Annotated in this window: 16 protein-coding genes; 5 read left to right on the top strand and 11 right to left on the bottom strand. The window is 64.0% G+C overall.

Annotated features, from left to right (window positions below; all coding sequences use genetic code 11):
* Window positions 1-11: 11 nt before the first annotated feature.
* Window positions 12-884, bottom strand: a complete 873-nt coding sequence (locus D6Z24_RS15585) for a pseudouridine synthase (RefSeq protein ID WP_129127530.1) — start codon at window positions 882-884, stop codon at window positions 12-14.
* Window positions 885-891: 7 nt separating this feature from the next.
* Window positions 892-1,428 carry a nitroreductase family protein gene (locus D6Z24_RS15580; protein WP_129127529.1) on the bottom strand — a complete coding sequence of 179 codons (537 nt, stop codon included), beginning with the start codon at window positions 1,426-1,428 and terminating at the stop codon, window positions 892-894.
* A 176-nt stretch (window positions 1,429-1,604) separates the two neighbouring features.
* Here D6Z24_RS15580 and D6Z24_RS15575 point away from each other — a divergent pair, with 176 nt between their 5' ends.
* Both D6Z24_RS15575 and D6Z24_RS15570 read left to right on the top strand, forming a co-directional pair.
* Complete coding sequence (locus D6Z24_RS15575; protein ID WP_129127528.1) at window positions 1,605-2,012, top strand: MerR family transcriptional regulator; 408 nt, start codon at window positions 1,605-1,607, stop codon at window positions 2,010-2,012.
* Window positions 2,013-2,078: 66 nt separating this feature from the next.
* On the top strand, window positions 2,079-3,320 hold the full coding sequence (locus D6Z24_RS15570) for an endonuclease Q family protein (protein WP_129127527.1): 1,242 nt from the start codon (window positions 2,079-2,081) through the stop codon (window positions 3,318-3,320).
* 3 nt (window positions 3,321-3,323) lie between these two features.
* On the opposite strand, the gene D6Z24_RS15565 is transcribed toward D6Z24_RS15570, so the two are convergent.
* The 3 genes from D6Z24_RS15565 to D6Z24_RS15555 form a co-directional block, all read right to left on the bottom strand.
* Complete coding sequence (locus D6Z24_RS15565) at window positions 3,324-4,022, bottom strand: DsbC family protein (RefSeq protein WP_129127526.1); 699 nt, start codon at window positions 4,020-4,022, stop codon at window positions 3,324-3,326.
* A 105-nt stretch (window positions 4,023-4,127) separates the two neighbouring features.
* On the bottom strand, window positions 4,128-5,030 hold the full coding sequence (locus tag D6Z24_RS15560) for an ROK family protein (RefSeq protein ID WP_129127525.1): 903 nt from the start codon (window positions 5,028-5,030) through the stop codon (window positions 4,128-4,130).
* Window positions 5,027-5,503 (bottom strand): HIT family protein, encoded by a 477-nt coding sequence (locus D6Z24_RS15555; RefSeq protein WP_129127524.1) that lies wholly within the window; start codon window positions 5,501-5,503, stop codon window positions 5,027-5,029. Before D6Z24_RS15555 ends, D6Z24_RS15560 begins: the two co-directional genes overlap by 4 nt.
* A gap of 289 nt (window positions 5,504-5,792) precedes the next feature.
* Here D6Z24_RS15555 and D6Z24_RS15550 point away from each other — a divergent pair, with 289 nt between their 5' ends.
* Window positions 5,793-8,042: an NADP-dependent malic enzyme gene (locus D6Z24_RS15550; protein ID WP_129127523.1), complete on the top strand. Its 2,250-nt coding sequence runs from the start codon at window positions 5,793-5,795 to the stop codon at window positions 8,040-8,042.
* A gap of 348 nt (window positions 8,043-8,390) precedes the next feature.
* Complete coding sequence (locus D6Z24_RS15545) at window positions 8,391-9,122, top strand: energy transducer TonB (RefSeq protein WP_129127522.1); 732 nt, start codon at window positions 8,391-8,393, stop codon at window positions 9,120-9,122.
* A gap of 4 nt (window positions 9,123-9,126) precedes the next feature.
* On the opposite strand, the gene D6Z24_RS15540 is transcribed toward D6Z24_RS15545, so the two are convergent.
* From D6Z24_RS15540 to D6Z24_RS15530, 3 genes are all read right to left on the bottom strand, one after another.
* A complete protein-coding gene (locus tag D6Z24_RS15540; RefSeq protein WP_129127521.1) occupies window positions 9,127-10,926 on the bottom strand; it encodes a tetratricopeptide repeat protein in 1,800 nt (599 codons plus the stop codon).
* Window positions 10,927-10,987: 61 nt separating this feature from the next.
* On the bottom strand, window positions 10,988-12,874 hold the full coding sequence (locus D6Z24_RS15535) for a transglutaminase family protein (RefSeq protein WP_129127520.1): 1,887 nt from the start codon (window positions 12,872-12,874) through the stop codon (window positions 10,988-10,990).
* Window positions 12,861-13,583: a DUF58 domain-containing protein gene (locus D6Z24_RS15530; protein ID WP_246014689.1), complete on the bottom strand. Its 723-nt coding sequence runs from the start codon at window positions 13,581-13,583 to the stop codon at window positions 12,861-12,863. Before D6Z24_RS15530 ends, D6Z24_RS15535 begins: the two co-directional genes overlap by 14 nt.
* Between D6Z24_RS15530 and D6Z24_RS21955 the strand changes: the two genes are divergently transcribed.
* Window positions 13,576-13,701 carry a hypothetical protein gene (locus tag D6Z24_RS21955; RefSeq protein WP_281275039.1) on the top strand — a complete coding sequence of 42 codons (126 nt, stop codon included), beginning with the start codon at window positions 13,576-13,578 and terminating at the stop codon, window positions 13,699-13,701. The two genes, D6Z24_RS15530 and D6Z24_RS21955, sit on opposite strands and share 8 nt — an antisense overlap.
* Before the next feature lie 22 nt (window positions 13,702-13,723).
* On the opposite strand, the gene D6Z24_RS15525 is transcribed toward D6Z24_RS21955, so the two are convergent.
* From D6Z24_RS15525 to queD, 3 genes are all read right to left on the bottom strand, one after another.
* On the bottom strand, window positions 13,724-14,641 hold the full coding sequence (locus D6Z24_RS15525; RefSeq protein ID WP_129127781.1) for an AAA family ATPase: 918 nt from the start codon (window positions 14,639-14,641) through the stop codon (window positions 13,724-13,726).
* A gap of 144 nt (window positions 14,642-14,785) precedes the next feature.
* Window positions 14,786-15,538 carry a 7-carboxy-7-deazaguanine synthase QueE gene (locus D6Z24_RS15520; RefSeq protein WP_129127518.1) on the bottom strand — a complete coding sequence of 251 codons (753 nt, stop codon included), beginning with the start codon at window positions 15,536-15,538 and terminating at the stop codon, window positions 14,786-14,788.
* Window positions 15,531-15,899: a 6-carboxytetrahydropterin synthase QueD gene (queD, locus tag D6Z24_RS15515; protein ID WP_129127517.1), complete on the bottom strand. Its 369-nt coding sequence runs from the start codon at window positions 15,897-15,899 to the stop codon at window positions 15,531-15,533. Before queD ends, D6Z24_RS15520 begins: the two co-directional genes overlap by 8 nt.
* Window positions 15,900-15,901 lie beyond the last annotated feature (2 nt).

The following is a 15,901-nucleotide window of genomic DNA, read 5'->3' as shown; positions in this document are numbered from 1 at the left end:
ACCGTTTTAGATTACCACAAAAGCTCCCGATTCGACTGAAACTCCATGAGTTTCCCGGTCACCGGGTCCTTGAATCGGAGCGTGTGGGCGAGGAGCTGAAGCGGCTTTTCGAAGTCGTCGTACTGCCGGGGACGCAGCTGCGGGTAAAGCCTGTCGTTCATGATCGGCATCCCGAGGCTCATCATGTGCACCCGCAACTGGTGCGTCTTTCCCGTGTGCGGCACGAGCGAGAAGAGCGACACGCCCCCTCTTTCGCCGATGCGCGTTATCTGCGAGCGGGCGTTCGCCTCCCCCGGCGCGACCATCATGGTGTACCAAGGGTCACCCGGCACGAGCCTGCTCTCCACGTGCCACTTTTCACCCGGCACCTTTCCCTCGGAAAGGGCGAGGTAGCTCTTCTCGATCCCCCCCTGCCGGAAAAGTCCGCCGTAAAGCCCGCGGGTCGCGGGGTTCACCGAGAAGAGGACGAGGCCTGCGGTCTCGCGGTCGATGCGGTGCAGCGGCACGATGTGATCGATCCCGGTCCGTCTGCGCACCCTGTGCAGGAGGCTCTGTTCGAGGTAGGCGCCTCCCGGGGTGACGGGGAGGAAATGGGGCTTGCACGCCACCAGCAGCTCCTCGTTTTGGAAGAGGATCTCTTCGGTGAAGGGGATGACCGGCTCATTCTCGATCTCCCTGAAATAAAAGACCCGCTTCTGCGGTGCGTACGGTGTCTCGGCGGTGATCGGCGTCCCGTCGTCCGAGAGCACCTTGCCTTCGGCGACGCGGCGCTCCCATACCTCCGGCGGGATCTTCGGGAAACGCTGCAGCAAGAAGGCGAGCACGGTTTCCTGCGGCCGCTCGACCCTCGGCATGGTCACCTTGGCGGCAAATCCGGCATTCATCGTACGCTCACCACCGGCTGTTCCCCCACTGCTCGCTGAAGGCCACCTCCGCCAGTTCCTTGCGCGGGCGGGGATTCGGGGCCTGGTCGGGATACCCAAGCGGAGTGAGCCCGACCACCTTTATCTCGCCGGGGATGCCGAGCGCCTCCTTGATGCGCCCCTCGTCGTACCACCCCATCCAGCAGGTCCCAAGACCCAGACCGTAGGCGGCGAGGCAGAGATGGTCGAAGGCCAGCGCCGCGTCGGCGATGTAGTACTCGATGCCGTTTTCGACGCCGCTCTCGTTCGGATCGGCGCAGACGACGATGATGCAAGGCGCGGCCGCTATCGCCTTTTTCCCGGGGTTATCGTCCGGGAAGGCCTCGAGCAGACGCCCGATGCGCTCCGGCTCGGTCAGCACCAAAAAGCGCCAGCACTGCTGGTTCTTCCACGAAGGCGCCAGCCGAGCGAGATTAAGGACCTGTTTTATTTTGCCTGGTTCAACCGGCGTCGGTTTGTACTTTCGGATGCTGCGACGCCCGGTTATTGCCTGGAAAACATCCATGGCAATGGCCTCCTTTTGTCGGTTTTTGGACTACATATCCCAAAAACGTCGTTTTGTAAACCGCGCATTTTGCATGACGTGTCGCGTGCTTTTCCGAACCGATCCGGCCGGAAAGCGATTGACACCCAGAACGCCATGTTCTAGATTAGCTTGGAATTTAACACCGCGAGGACTCCATGGACATATTGACGGACGGCGAGGAAGTAACCTCCATCGGGGAGGTCGCCTCTGCGCTGGGGCTCACCACCAGGACCATCCGCTACTGGGAAGAAGTAGGCATCATCGAGAGCGTTCCCAGAAGCGACGGGGCGACCCGCGGTTTCACCCCGTATTACGTGCGCCGCATCAAGTTCATCATCAAGCTGAAGGAACTGGGCCTCACCATCAGGGAAATGCAGGAGCTCTACGCGGCGTACGGCGAGGCGAAGCAGACCGAGCGCATGGTGCCGCGCCTCGTTGAGATACTGGACGAGCACATCGAGAAGATCGACGAGAAGATGGCTAGCCTCGCCTCGCTGCGCAGCGACATCTCGAGCTACCGCCAGCACATGGTCAAGAAGTTCGGCAACAAGACGGGCGCCTGAGCCGTCCGCCCGCACTCCGCATCCCCGCCCGCCGCGCCTGAAGGCGGACCACCCACCGGGACACAGATGAGATTCATCGCGGACCTGCACATCCATTCGCGTTATTCCATAGCCACGAGCCGCGACTTAGGCCTCGACAGCCTCTGGCGCTGGGGGCAGTTGAAGGGTATCCGCGTCATCGGCACCGGCGACTGCACCCATCCCTTGTGGCTCGAGGAGCTCGAGCGCGAACTCGTCCCGGATGGCAGCGGGCTCTTCCGGCTCAGGGAAACGCCCGACCGTTGCGGCGCCCCCGACGTGCCGGAGCGCTGCCTCGCACCGATTTCCTTCCTACCCAGCGGCGAGATCAGCTGCATCTACCGTAAAAACGGCCGCACCAGGAAGGTGCACTGCCTGGTGCTCCTTCCCGACCTCGACGCGGTGCGCAGGCTGAACGTAAGGCTCGCCGGAATCGGGAGCATCACCTCGGACGGCAGGCCGATCCTGAAGCTCGACGCGAAGGATCTCCTCGCCATGCTGCTCGAGGCGTCCCCCGAGGCGCTGCTCATCCCGGCACACGCCTGGACCCCCCACTTTTCCGTATTCGGCGCCTTTTCCGGCTTCAACACGCTGGAGGAGTGCTTCGAGGAGCTCGCCCCGCACGTCTTCGCCATCGAGACCGGACTTTCCTCCGACCCCGCCATGAACTGGCGCATCTCAGCGCTCGACGGCATCACCCTCGTCTCCAACTCGGACGCCCACTCCGCATCGAAACTTGGACGGGAAGCGACCATCTTCGACACCGAGGCTTCCTACCAGGGGATCTACCGCGCCATCAGCTCGGGCGAGGGGGTGGCCGGGACCATCGAGTTCTTCCCGGAGCAGGGGAAGTACCATGCCGACGGCCACAGGTGCTGCGGCGTGCGCCTTGCCCCCTCGGAAACGGTCGCCAACGGTTACCGCTGCCCGGCATGCGGCGGCAAGGTGACCGTGGGGGTGCTGCACCGGCTGGAATCCGTTGCCGACCGCCCCTCCGGGACGAGACCTGCCGGGGCGCCTCCCTTCAGCTCGGTCATCCCCCTCATCGACCTGATCGCCGCGACGCTTCGCACGGGAAGCGGCAGCAAAAAAGCCCAGAAGCTCTACTTCGAGCTCCTGGGCCGGTTGGGAAACGAGTTTCACGTCCTTCTTGAGGCACCGCTTGAGGAGATCGCCGTCTCGGCGGCGCCCTTGGCGGCCGCCATCGGCAGGATGCGGCGGGGCGAGGTCGAGATCGATCCTGGCTACGACGGCAGGTTCGGCACCGTCTCGGTCACGCCCGAGCCGTAAGGGTTACTTGAGGAGCTCGTCCAGCTTCTTCGTGTCGGCCCCCACCACCATCTGCCCGTTGACGAAGAAGGTCGGCGTCCCGCTGATCCCCACCTTCCTGGCGAGCGTCATGTGCTCCTGCGCGAGCTTCTTGATCTCCGCCGACGCGGGCTTGGCCGACGCCGGGATCTCCTGCCCGAGCATCATCGCGTCGTAGGCCTGGGTCTTGTTCTCGGCGGAGAGGATGTACTCGATCTTCGTGATGGCGCCCGGGTGGGCAAGCGGCGCGAAGAAGATGTACTGGGTCACGTCGCTGCGCTTGGTGAAGTACTCAGCACCCTTCCTGCAGTAGGGGCAGTCCGGGTCGGTGAACTCGATCACCACCTTCTTGCCGTCGCCGATCTTCAACGCCTTGTCGAGCGGAAGATCCTTCACGAGCTTCGCAGCGAGCTGCCCCTTGCGCTCGGCGGTCAGGCTCTTGAGGTCCTTGTTCACGATCTCCCCCGTCAGCACGAGTTGCTTGTCGGGGTAGTAGTAGAAGATGTTCTGGCCGCTGATCACTTCGAACAGTCCCGGGATTTCGGTCGGGGTGATGCTGTCGAAGGCTACCTGCGGGAAAGTGCTGCGGAAGGATTCCTCCGGGGTCGCGGCGAAGGATGCGGCGGCTGAAGAGAGCAGGAGAAAGGAAAGTGCTGCTGCGATGAAGCTTTTATGCAACGACATGAGCGCCTCCATGGGTCTTTTGTGTCCCCCGGCCTGCGGGGCAGCGGTAACTATAGCATATCTTTATCTAAAGGTAGTCTGAATAATGAGAGGAGTCTTCGGGAACTACAGCGGAAGGGAGCTGCAGGCCAGGGCCGCGGCACCAAGGACGCCGGCGTCGTTGCCGAGGCTCCCTTTGAGGATGCGGACGCGGGAGCCGGGGACGGCAATGCTGCGGGCGGCAAGCTCCCGTCGCAGGGACGGCTCCAAAAGTTCGAAGCTTCCCGAAACGCCTCCCGCCAGGACCACCGCCTCGAGGTTCAAGAGGTTCACCACCCCCGCCGCCGCGATGCCGAGATAGCGTCCCGCCTCCGCGAAAAGGGTGAGTGCCCCGGCATCCCCTCCCCTTGCCATCGCGGCGACCGCTTCCGCGTCACCGCTGCCTCCGGATATGGCGGTCGCCGAGGCGTACTGTTCGAGACAGCCGCGCGCTCCGCAGCCGCAGGGACGCCCGAGCGGCTCGACCGGGACGTGTCCGAGCTCCCCCGCGGCGCCGTCGGCTCCAACCCATAGCCTTCCGTCCAGGATGAGTCCAGCGCCGATGCCGGTGCCGAGGGTGACGACGAGGAGCGAAGAGCAGCCGCGCCCCGCACCGAAGCGGTGCTCGGCCACGGCGCAGGCATTGGCGTCGTTCACGAGGAGCACCGGCAGCCCCACCGCTTTCTCGATCTCCTCCCCGAGCCGCACCCCCTCGAGCGCGGGGATGTTGACGCTGGCGCGCACCACGCCGTCCCTCCCTACGAGTCCGGGCACCCCTGCGCCTACCGCGACTACGTCCATCCCCGCCGAGCGGGCCGTCCCCCTGAGCCCTTCGAGCGCGAACTCGAGCCTTGAGAGGAGGAAAGGGAGCCCGGCCGCGGGAAGGGTCGCCTCTTCGCTCCTCGCGAGCACGCGTCCCTCCTGGTCGACCAGCGCCAGGCGCAGGTTGGTCCCCCCGATGTCGATGCCGATGCACCCTTTTTGCTTCAACGCGCCCCCTCGAAAAACGGCTTCAGCCGGTCGTAGGTTGCCCAGAGCGACTCCGGGAGCACCCGGACGTCGGCGAGCACGGACATGAAATTGCTGTCGCCGTTCCAGCGCGGCACCACGTGCATGTGCAGATGATCCTCGACGCCGGCCCCGGCGGCCTTGCCGAGGTTCAGCCCGATGTTGAAGCCGTCCGGCTTGCTCGCCTTAATCAGCACGTCCTTGCAGAGCGCCACCGTCGTGAGGAGTTCCTGCATCTCCTCGCCGGTCAGGTCGTTCAGCTCCGCCGTGTGCCGGTTGAGCGATACCAGCAGGTGGCCGTTGCTGTAAGGGTAACGGTTCAGCATCACGCGGCCGAGCGGGGTGCGGTGCACGACAAGGAGCTCCCTGTCGTCCCCCTGCGCGCAGAAAATGCAGCCCGTCGACGGCGGCTGCGTCAGGTACTCAACCCTCCATGGCGCAAAAAGCCTGTCCATGACTCCTCCTGCCGGATCTCCTGTCAAAAGCCGGCTGATTATAACCAAACTCTCTCAATTTACAACCCCGCCATGACATTGCAAGAAGACGAGCTGAAACTTGAGGGTGTCCGGCATTGGTTCTCGTCGCCCGCGCGGTCATTGTACACCGGACGTGTCATGCTATAATTTCGCAGCCCCACCACAACATCCATTTCAGTCGCCGCATCTTCTGTTAAAGAATCACCGCTTAGGCAGCTTTTTCCAGTCTACAAAGATCACCCTCACCATCCTGACCGAGGAGGATACCATGACGAAGAAGACTGACGCACTGCAATACCATGCCGCGGGTCGCAGGGGTAAGATCGAAGTCGTTTCCTCAAAGCCCTGTCTCACCTCGCTGGACCTCTCGCTCGCGTACACCCCCGGGGTCGCCGAACCCTGTCTCGCCATTCAGGAAGAACCGTCGGACGCCTACCTCTACACCGCCAAGGGAAACCTGGTGGCGGTGGTCTCAAACGGCACCGCGGTACTGGGCCTCGGCAACATCGGCGCCCTGGCGGGCAAGCCGGTCATGGAGGGGAAAGGGGTCCTCTTCAAGCGTTTCGCTGACGTGGACGTTTTCGACCTGGAGGTGAAGAGCGAGCACCCCGACGACGTGATCAAGGTGGTGCAGCTCCTGGAGCCCACCTTCGGCGGCATCAACCTCGAGGACATCAAGGCGCCGGAATGTTTCTACATCGAGGAGGAACTGAAGAAGACCATGAACATCCCGGTCTTCCACGACGACCAGCACGGCACGGCGATCATCTGCTCCGCGGCGCTCATCAACGCGCTGCATCTCGTGGGGAAGAAGATCGGGAAGGTCAGAATCGTGGTGAACGGCGCCGGAGCCGCCGGCATCGCCTGCGCGAACCTCGCCCTCTCGCTCGGGGCCCTCCCGGAGAATCTCTGCATGTGCGACACCAAGGGGGTTATCTACCAGGGGAGAGCAGAGGGGATGAACCCTTACAAGGAGCGTCTCGCGCTCGACACGGAACTGCGGACCCTGGAGGAGGCTATGCTGGGGGCGGACGTCTTCATCGGGGTCTCCGCCAAGGGGGCGGTCACCCCGCAGATGGTGCGCGGCATGGCGAAGGACCCGATCATCATGGCGATGGCGAACCCCGACCCGGAGATCACCCCGGAGGAGGCGCTCTCGGTCCGCTCCGACGTCATCATGGCCACCGGCAGAAGCGATTACCCGAACCAGGTGAACAACGTCCTCGGCTTCCCCTTCATCTTCCGCGGCGCCCTGGACGTGCGCGCGAGCACCATCAACGAGGAGATGAAGAAGGCGGCGGTCCAGGCCCTCGCGGAACTTGCCCGCGAGGAGTGTCCCGACTCGGTCTGCCGCGCTTACGGCAACGAGAGTTTCTCCTTCGGGCGCAACTACATCATCCCGAAGCCCTTCGATCCGAGGGCGCTTCTGCGCGTCGCCCCGGCCGTCGCGAGAGCCGCCATGGAGAGCGGCGTCGCGCGCACCCCGATCGAGGACATGGACCGCTACGTCGAGTGGCTGGAGACCCTGCAGGGGCGCGCCAAGGAGACCATGCGCGCCATCATCAACAAGGCGAAGTGCGATCCGAGGAGGATCGTCTTCCCCGAGGGAGACCACGAGAAGATCCTGAAGGCAGCCCACCACCTCGTCGAGGAGGGTATCGCCAAACCGATCCTGATCGGCAACCGGATGAAGGTCGAGGCGAAGATCGCGGAACTCGGGCTGGAGCTCTCCGTCCCCATCGTCGACCCGGAGGAGAGCGAGCTCACCGAGACCTACGCGCAGGAGCTTTACCGCCTGAGGCAAAGAAAGGGGATCACCCTCTCCGAGGCGCAGCGCATCGTGCGCCGCAAGTCGCGCAACCACTTCGGCTCCATGATGGTGCACATGGGGGACGCCGACGCCCTATTAGGAGGCATCGACACCCACTACCCGGACACCATAAGGCCCGCGCTGGAGGTGATCGGGAGGCAGCCGCAGCTCTCCGGGGTGCACGGCATGTACATGATGGTCTTCAAGAAGGGGATCTATTTCATGGCGGACACCACGGTGGAGATCGAGCCGACCGCGGAGGAACTGGCCGAGACGGCGCTGCTCGCCGCAGAGAAGGTGAGGCTTCTCGACATCGTGCCGCGCATCGCCATGCTCTCCTTCGCGAACTTCGGCTCGGTGCACCACGCCCTCACCCAGAAGGTGAAGCGCGCCGTCGAGATCGTGAAGGATCGCGACCCCGGGCTCGAGATCGACGGTGAAATGCAGGCGGACACCGCGGTGACGCCGGAGCTTTTGTCCAACTACACCTTCTCCACCCTCACGGGCGCCGCCAACATCCTCATCTTCCCCGACCTCAACTCGGGGAACATCTGTTACAAGCTCCTGCATCGCCTGGGAGGTGCCGAGGCGATCGGGCCTCTCCTCATGGGGATGAAGAAACCGGTGCACGTGCTGCAAAGAGGGGACGACGTCGCGACCATCGTCAACATGGCGGCCATCGCCGTGGTGGACGCTCAGAGCATGTAGCTCTGCGGAAAATTCAACTTGAACGTCAAAGGGACCCTGCGGGGTCCCTTTCGCGTTCCTGATGGGCCATGACTTTCCGCTACATAACGTCCACCGCCCCTCTCCCTCCGGGAGAGGGCCAGGGTGAGGGCGTCGGCGGCAGCAATTTCACACTTCGAAGCAACGCCCTCACCCGCCCTCCGGGCACCCTCTCCCGGTGGGAGAGGGGAGGAGTGGATACGGCCGGGGCCCCTTTGCTTTTGACGTAAACGGCTTTCTTTGGTTGCCAGCGACGCGGCTAATTTGTTATACATGACGGACGCAAAACGCAAAAAGCCCCCTCCCGGGGGAGAAGGACGTGCCGTCACCATGGAAGATGCACTGGATCCGCTCGAGGAAGGGGAGTACACGCTAAGGCCGAACAAGCAGTTCGTCCTCGGGCTTGCCGCATCGCTGTTTCTGCACACGGTCCTGGCCGTCGTCCTCATCGGTCTTCCCGGCGGTGGCGGGGGAGCACCGCCGCGCCCCGCCGTAACCTACGTGGATCTCAAATCCATCCCCGCACCCGCCGCCCCGGCGGTAAAGCCGCAACCTGAACCGATCCCGCAGCCTTTGAAGTCCGACGAAGAAGCCGAACCGCTTCCGGAAACGCCGCCCGCACGCGAGCTTCCGCAGGCGGCGCAGCAGGTGGCGCCCCCCGCCCCGCCTACCCCGGCGCAGGCCGCGGTGGAGGAGACGAAAAGCTCGTTCGGGATGGGGCTTACCAAGGGGTTCTTCAAGGCGCTCAGCGACGGCGATTCTCTGCGTCCCGACATCAAGGAGTACTACCAGAACGTCCTGCAGGGGGTGAACGAGAGGTGGTGGCTCGAGCAGAAGGACGACAAGGTTAAGACGATCGTGGTGAACCTGATGATCGACAGGAGCGGCCGGATCCTGGGCAGCAACATCATGATCAGTTCCGGCAACATCGTGTACGACCGGGCGGTGCAGAAGATGCTGGAAAGCGCCGGCCCGCTCCCGCCGGTCCCCGAAAGCTACACCGCAGACGTCTTCATGGCGCCGATCCGGCTGGTCCCGCCCCTGAACCTCATGTCCTGGTAGCCGACTACTCTTCCAGTTCCAGATCGATGATGTCGAGAGGTTCCTCGCCGGAGAGGGCGAAAAGCCGGTCCGAGGCGTCCTGGTAGGCGGGGTTGCCCCGCACCACCTCGCGGTAGAACACGATAGCCTCGTCCACCCTGCCGGTCCCCTCGAAAAGCACCGCAAGCTCGTAGTTGAGGGCGATGCGCTCGTCCCTCGAGATCACGCCCAGAGCGAGGCCGCGCCGCAGCAGATCCTCCGCGCGGTCCGGCTCTCCTTTTTCCCGGTAACAGATGGCCTGCAGGGTCAGGCAGGCGAAACGGCGCTGCGGGTTCGCGGCGGCGATCTCCAGTTCCTTTATGGCCCCCGCGTACATCCCCATCTCCTTGTAGCCGATCCCCAGGTCGTAGTGACTTTCCAGCTCCATGAGGTCGATCTCGGCACCGTCGCCTGCCGCCGCCTCGGGATAGATCTCCTCCCAACCGTGCGACTCGACCGACTCTCCGGAGAACACTTCCGGCTCCTCCAGCCACGTTGCCTCGAGCGGCTCAGCCTCAACCGGCTCGGCCTCTTCCGGAAGCAACGGCTCCACCTCCGCCAACTCTTCCGGTTCGCTTTCCCACTCGAAGTCTCCGAAGGGTGACGCTTCCTGCGGCAAAGTGAGCTCCAGCGACTCTTCCTCTTCGAAGTCGAGTTCGACCGCGGTTTGCACTTCCGCCTCCGGCTCCTCGACCGACTCAACCGCCTCCTCGAAGTCGAACTCCGTTGGTAATTCCATGGGGAGCTCGAGCTCGGTCACCGCAGCCTCAGGCTCTTCAACCGGTTCGGGCTCGGGTACGCTCAGGACCGGGGGCGCGGCAGGCGCGGTTTCCTCGGGCGCTTCGAAGAGGTCATCGTCCAGATCGAGCTCGATCTCCTCCTCCCAGGCGCTCTCCGTTGCGGCTGCCTCGGGTGCGGGCGCTGCCTCCCATGGGGACGGCGCCTCGACGGGGGCGGGAACAACCTCCTCAGGCACGGCCGCAGCCGGTGCAAAGGGGTCGGGGAGCTCGGTCTCCGCGCTCTCCCACTCGGGAAGCTCCGGCGCGTCGGCCGGCTCCTGGATTTCCCACGCGGCGGCAGGCTGTGCCGCGACAGCTGCGATACTCTCTCCACCCCCGAACGGCTCCGTCGGCAGAGACGCCTCCAACAACGGTTCGGCGGTGATGCTTGCCGGTTGCGCTTCCAGCTGCTCCGGGAAGAGCTCGTTGAGGCGCGCCGAAACCGAAGCGGCCTCGTCGCGCAGTCCCTTCGCGCTGAGCGCTGCGGCCAGATCCTGGTAAGCCTGCCGGGCCTGTTCGTCGGCCCCGGTTACATGGAGGAGCTCGGCGTACTTGAGACGGGTGGCGGCGTGTTCCTGATCGACCTCCAGCATCTTCTCAACTACCTTGAGCGCCTCCTTCGGGAGGTTTTCCTTCTCATATTGGGCGGCAACCTGGCCGTATTCGGCCAAGGCGTTGCCGATGAGCCCCTGCTGGTGGTTGAGCCAGGCGATGTTGAGTGCGGTTGGAATGTTGCCGGGATTGAGCCGCTGGATCTGCTTGTAGATGGCGATCGCCTTCAGGTAGTAGCAGTTGTCGGCGTAATGCTTGCCGATGTCCTCGTACTGCTGTATCGCTTCTTCCTTGCGGTTGTCGCGCACCAGGAGCTCGGCCAGACGCTGCCGATACCTGATGTCGTTGGGCTCCATGGCGACCACCTGCTGGTAGTCCTTGATGGCCTTGTCGATCTGCCCCTTGAGCACGAACTTTTGTGCGCTCTCCAGAATTTTGTCTTTTTTGGAAGCCAAGTTAACGCCTCGTACCGCCTGAAAATTGGAAACCTAAAACTAAAGCAAAGTGCCCGTTGTGTCAAGGAAGATGCTGGGATGCAAGCCGGATGATTTCCTCCAACTGCGCCACCTCTTCCCGGCTCAGGGAGCGGTCGCGGTAGACGGCTGCTCCGTAGATGGAGACGAAGCGCTTAAGGTGCGGGTCGTCAAGACGTGCGGCGAGCTCGAAGAGCCCCTCTCCTTCCTGCAGCGCGCCCGGATGACGCTTGGCCGCCGCGCGGAGCATGCGCCGCAAAAGGCGGGCCTCCACGCTGGGTGGACGGCGCCTTATCCAGGCCGCCAGGAGGGCAAGCGGCACTACGGCGAGCATGACGACGAGGAGCCCCTTGCCGCTTTTCTCGGGAAGGCGCAGGTTGCGCGCCCTGCTCCCCGCCTCGCGCACCAAGGCGATCTGTTTTTCCAGGTCGTAGGTGACCACCGCCTTGTCCCAATAGAAGCCGGCCATATCTACGTATTTGGCGAACCCTGCGGCCTGCGTGCCGCGCACCGCCCCCAGCGCCCACGCGCTCGGGTCGACGAAGCGCCACCCCACCCCATCCTCGTACGCCTCGACCCAGACGTGCGCCATATCCTCGGTGACCAGGTAGTACCCCCCGATGTCGTTGTAGATCCCGCCGCGGTAACCGCCGACGAGACGTGACGGGACCCCGGCCAGGCGCAGCAGGATCGCATAACTCGAGGCGAAATACTCGCAGTTGCCCCGTTTCTTGTCGAAAAGGAAGGAGTCGAGCGGGTCATCCCCTACGGCCATGCCGCTGTTGGCGTAAGTGAGCCGCTGCCCCCGGAAGAAATCCTCCAGAAAGCGCATGCGCTGCGCGGTGCTACCCCCTTTTTGCGCCGCCTCCCGCCCTTTGTCCCGCATCCTCTGCGATATGTTGCCGGGAAGCTCGAGGTAGAAGGCACGGTCCAGACCCCGAACCTGGATGACGTCGCTCAGCGCCGACTCGGCCAGGTACTTCACCTTCTGGTCCAGGGGACGCCTGGCGACGAACACGCCGTCGGTCGAGGCCTCGTTGCGCAGCCCCGAGACGGTGCGCCCGACGTTCAGCGCGGGGAGATAGGTGCTTTGTGACCGCTCGGGATAGATCTCCTGCGTCACCCGTTCACCGGCCGGGACGCTGTCGATTTCCCCGGGGACCCCCTTCCTGACCCAGGCGTCGTTTTTGAAGGAGTTCAGCACCACGCCGCGCCAGTAAAGCTTTTGCTCCGGGACTTTCGGTGCGACGGCCCGCAGCACCACCCCCTTCACCGCGCTGACCGCGGGGGCGCTCCCCGGCTTCACCGTATCGGAGAACCCGATCCGCTTCTCCGCCGGAGTCTTCAGGAAGTTCCAGAGCGGGTACTGCGTCCTCGGGAGGATGAAGAAGAAGAAAAGAAGCAGCGGCAGCGCGACCACCGGCATGAGAAGCGCCACCGTCACCACCTTCCTCGCCTCGTGGCGGGTGAGGAGGATCGCCTCGTCCTGGGCGTGGAAGGTGAGGAGCACCAGCGCCACGGCAAGAAGGAGCAGCAGGGCAAAGAGGTAGACGAGAAAGAGCGCCGACATCTCGAAGAGCGAGGAAGCGGCGAGGCAGAAGAGGGAGAGCGCGAACGCCTGCAGGTAATGGCGGCCGCTGCGCTCCCCGAGAAGCCTCACCCCGAGGAAGACGACGAGGAGGTCCGCGGTGACCGGGACGAGCCGGCTTATGCTGAAACCGGAGGCGAAGTAGAGGAAGAGGAGTATCGATAACGGGGTGAGCACCCGCCCCGGCAGCGAGCGTCCACTGTAGTACAGGTACCCCCCTGCGAGCAGTGCGGCGGGAAAGAAAACCCGTGCGAAGAGCCCCAGGTGCGCCAGCAGTGGGAGGTACCCGAGAAGCGCGATGCAGGCGGTGAGCCCGCTGAGAAAAAGATCAACCCTTACCATATAGGGCAAGCTCCGTGAGCAGTTTGAGCCGGTGTGACCGGGTGGTGCCCGGGGGGACGACGCGCTCCCCGAGCTTAAGTCCGACCGGCCGCCCCCCCCGCGCCAGCCGGTTCACGAGGAAGGCGCCGCAGGAGAGGCGCTCTTCCAGGTCGCGCCCCGGCACCGCGTCGAGTTCGATGACCAGCGGCTCCGCCGCGGTCGCGGTGAGCTCCTTCACCTTGAACACCTCGTGCTTGGCGGAAAGGCGCCAATGGATGAGCTTCAGCGGCTCGCCGCCGCGGTAGTCCGAGATCTTGGCAAGCTCGCCGTCGTAGCCGGACGCTGCAGCGGAAACCGCCTCCCCCGCGTCGGGCTTCCCACCCGACGCCGGGACCGGTACTGGGCGCGGTGCCGGAAAGACGGTTCCTTCAACCGGCAGACGGACCGCCGCGGCGCGCACGAAGAAATTGACCGGAAACGGTGAACTCACCGTGGCGTCGGGAAGCTGCAGGGGACCGCGCTCGCGGAAGGAGAGAAGCAGCGCTGCGCTCTGCGGACGGTTACGTTCGAGGAGGGTGAAGCTCGTGGAGTTCCCCATCAGGGTCACCCTGATCAGGAAGGAAGGGAGGAAGCGCTTGTTGTTTTCCGCGACTACCGGCAGGAGCGTCTCGGTGCCGGCATAGACCTCGTCCGGCAACCGCACGCTGAGGGCGATGCCGCGGATGTTCATCCACCCCAGCACCCCGGTTACCGCCATGAAGGAGAGCATCGCGGCGACGACGAGGAAGAGGAGGTTGTTGCCGGTGTTGACCGCGGAGACGCCTAGAAGCAGCGTGGAGGCGACGTAAAGCCCGCCCCCCTTGGTGAGCCTTATGTGAGAGGGAGGGGTATTTCTTTCAGTATCGCGTTTAATACGTGCTCCTTGTCCACCCCTTCGTGCTCCGGGCGGAAGATCAAGCGGTGCGGGCAGACCGCATGCACCACGTCGCGAACGTCCTCGGGTGCGACGAAGTCCCGGCCGTGCAGGTAGGCTGCGGCCTTGGCGACGTCCACCAAGCCGATGCCGCCGCGGGTGGAGAGCCCGGTCTGGACCAGCGGGTGGGTCCGGGTCGCCTTGATGATGGCGTAGATGTAGTCGGTCACCTTCTCGCCCACGTAGACCTGTTCCCTCACGGCCCGGATCGCCTCGACGAGGTCGTCGTGCTGCAACAGGGGCGGGATGTGGAGGATCTCGTCCCTGATGCTCCCCTGCCTGAGAATCCCCTTCTCGACCTCCTCCGGAGGGTAGCCGATGCCGGTGCGGATGAGGAAGCGGTCCATCTGCGATTCGGGGAGAGGATAGGTCCCCACCTGCTCGACCGGGTTCTGGGTGGCGAGCACCATGAACGGCTCGGGGAGCCGATAGGTCACCCCCTCGACGGTGACGCGCCGCTCCTCCATCGCCTCGAGAAGGGCGCTCTGGGTCTTCGGCATGGCGCGGTTCACCTCGTCGATGAGGACGATGTTGTTGAAGATGGGTCCCTTGATGAAGTTGAAGCGCCCCTCGGTGCGGTCGAAGACGGAGAGGCCGGTGATGTCGGAGGGGAGGAGATCACTGGTGCACTGGACACGCCCGAAGGAAAGGCCGAGCGCGCCGGCGAAGGCGAGGGCCATGGTGGTCTTGCCGAGCCCGGGGATGTCCTCGAGGAGGATGTGGCCGCCGGTCAAAAGGGCCATGAGGCTCAGGCGGAGCGCCCTCACCTTCCCCTTCAGGTGTTGACTGGAGAGCTCTTCGAGTACCGCGTTCATCTCGTCTACTTTGGCTGGTTTCGGCAAAGCGGGAACCTCCTGGGAAGCAACAGCCACTCATTATATCGGCCGGGCCGTAAAAAGGAAAGGGGCGCCCGGAAAGGCGCCCCTATTCGATTCCTGTCTGCCGGCCAGGAAACGGAACTACAGCTGCCCCATGAACTTGTGGGTCTGCGGGATGACGCGGACCTCCTTCAGGGAAGAGCAGAGTTCCTGGAGCTCGAGCGCCCGCTGCGCGGTGATGCCGATGGTCCCATCCTTCCGCGTCAAAGGCTGCAGGATGAGCGGTATGGCGGGGTCCACCGCATCGATCATGGCGCAAGAGCGACGGATCTCCCACTCCTCGGTGCTCTGATCGACGACGATCTTGACGAAGACCTCCTTCATCGCCGCCAGTTCCAGGAAGGCGTGGTGCTGGTCCCACAGTTCGGGGCACCCCGAGGCGGAAGGGAGCTTGATGTCCATCCCTATGCTGTCCAGGTGCGGGATGAGCGGTGCCAAGGCCTCGGGAAGGGTACCGTTGGTCTCCAGGTAGATGGGGAGGAGTTTTCTTAGTTCGGGAAGCCACTCCTCGAGCAGGGAGCCGTAAAGAAGCGGTTCGCCGCCGGTGATGCTGATCGAATGGTGGATGCCCGGCCAGGCAGCACCCCAGCTCTCGAGAAGGGTCGCGACCCGTTCCAGGGTGACCGGGTTCGGCACCTTCAGAAAGTCGCGACGCCCGGGGGTGAGCTCCAGGAGGCACTCCTCGGGCACGGCGGACATCCCCGGGGTATCGCAGAAGCTGCAGTTCAGGTTGCAGCCGGCAAAGCGGAGAAAGACCTGGCGCAGGCCAACCAGCACCCCTTCCCCCTGAATGGAGGAGAAGCATTCTACCAGGGGAGCCTGCAGCTTACTCATAGTAGCTCGCAGCTGCGTAGTCCGACTCCCATACCGTGACCATGTCGACCTTCACCTTGTCCGAACCGAAGATCTTGGTCAGCTCATGGTACAGGTAGCGGGCGATATTCTCGGACGACGGGGAGATATCGGCGAAAGGGGCCAGTTCGTTCAGGTACTTGTGATCGAGCGTCTTCAAGAGGTTGTTGGTTTCCTTCTTGAGGATCTTGAAGTCGATGCCGAGACCGGCCTTGTCGAGCTCGTCGGTGGTGATGGAGACCTCCACCTTCCAGTTGTGGCCGTGCAGGTTCTCGCAGTCCCCCTGGTAGTTGATCAGATTGTGGGCTGCGGCAAACGCAGTGTGAATGGTGAGACGAAACATGC

This window comes from Geomonas oryzae (assembly GCF_004117875.1).
GTDB lineage: Bacteria > Desulfobacterota > Desulfuromonadia > Geobacterales > Geobacteraceae > Geomonas > Geomonas oryzae.
The sequence above is the reverse complement of the archived record's forward strand: the minus strand, read 5'-3'. Positions and strand labels throughout refer to the sequence as shown.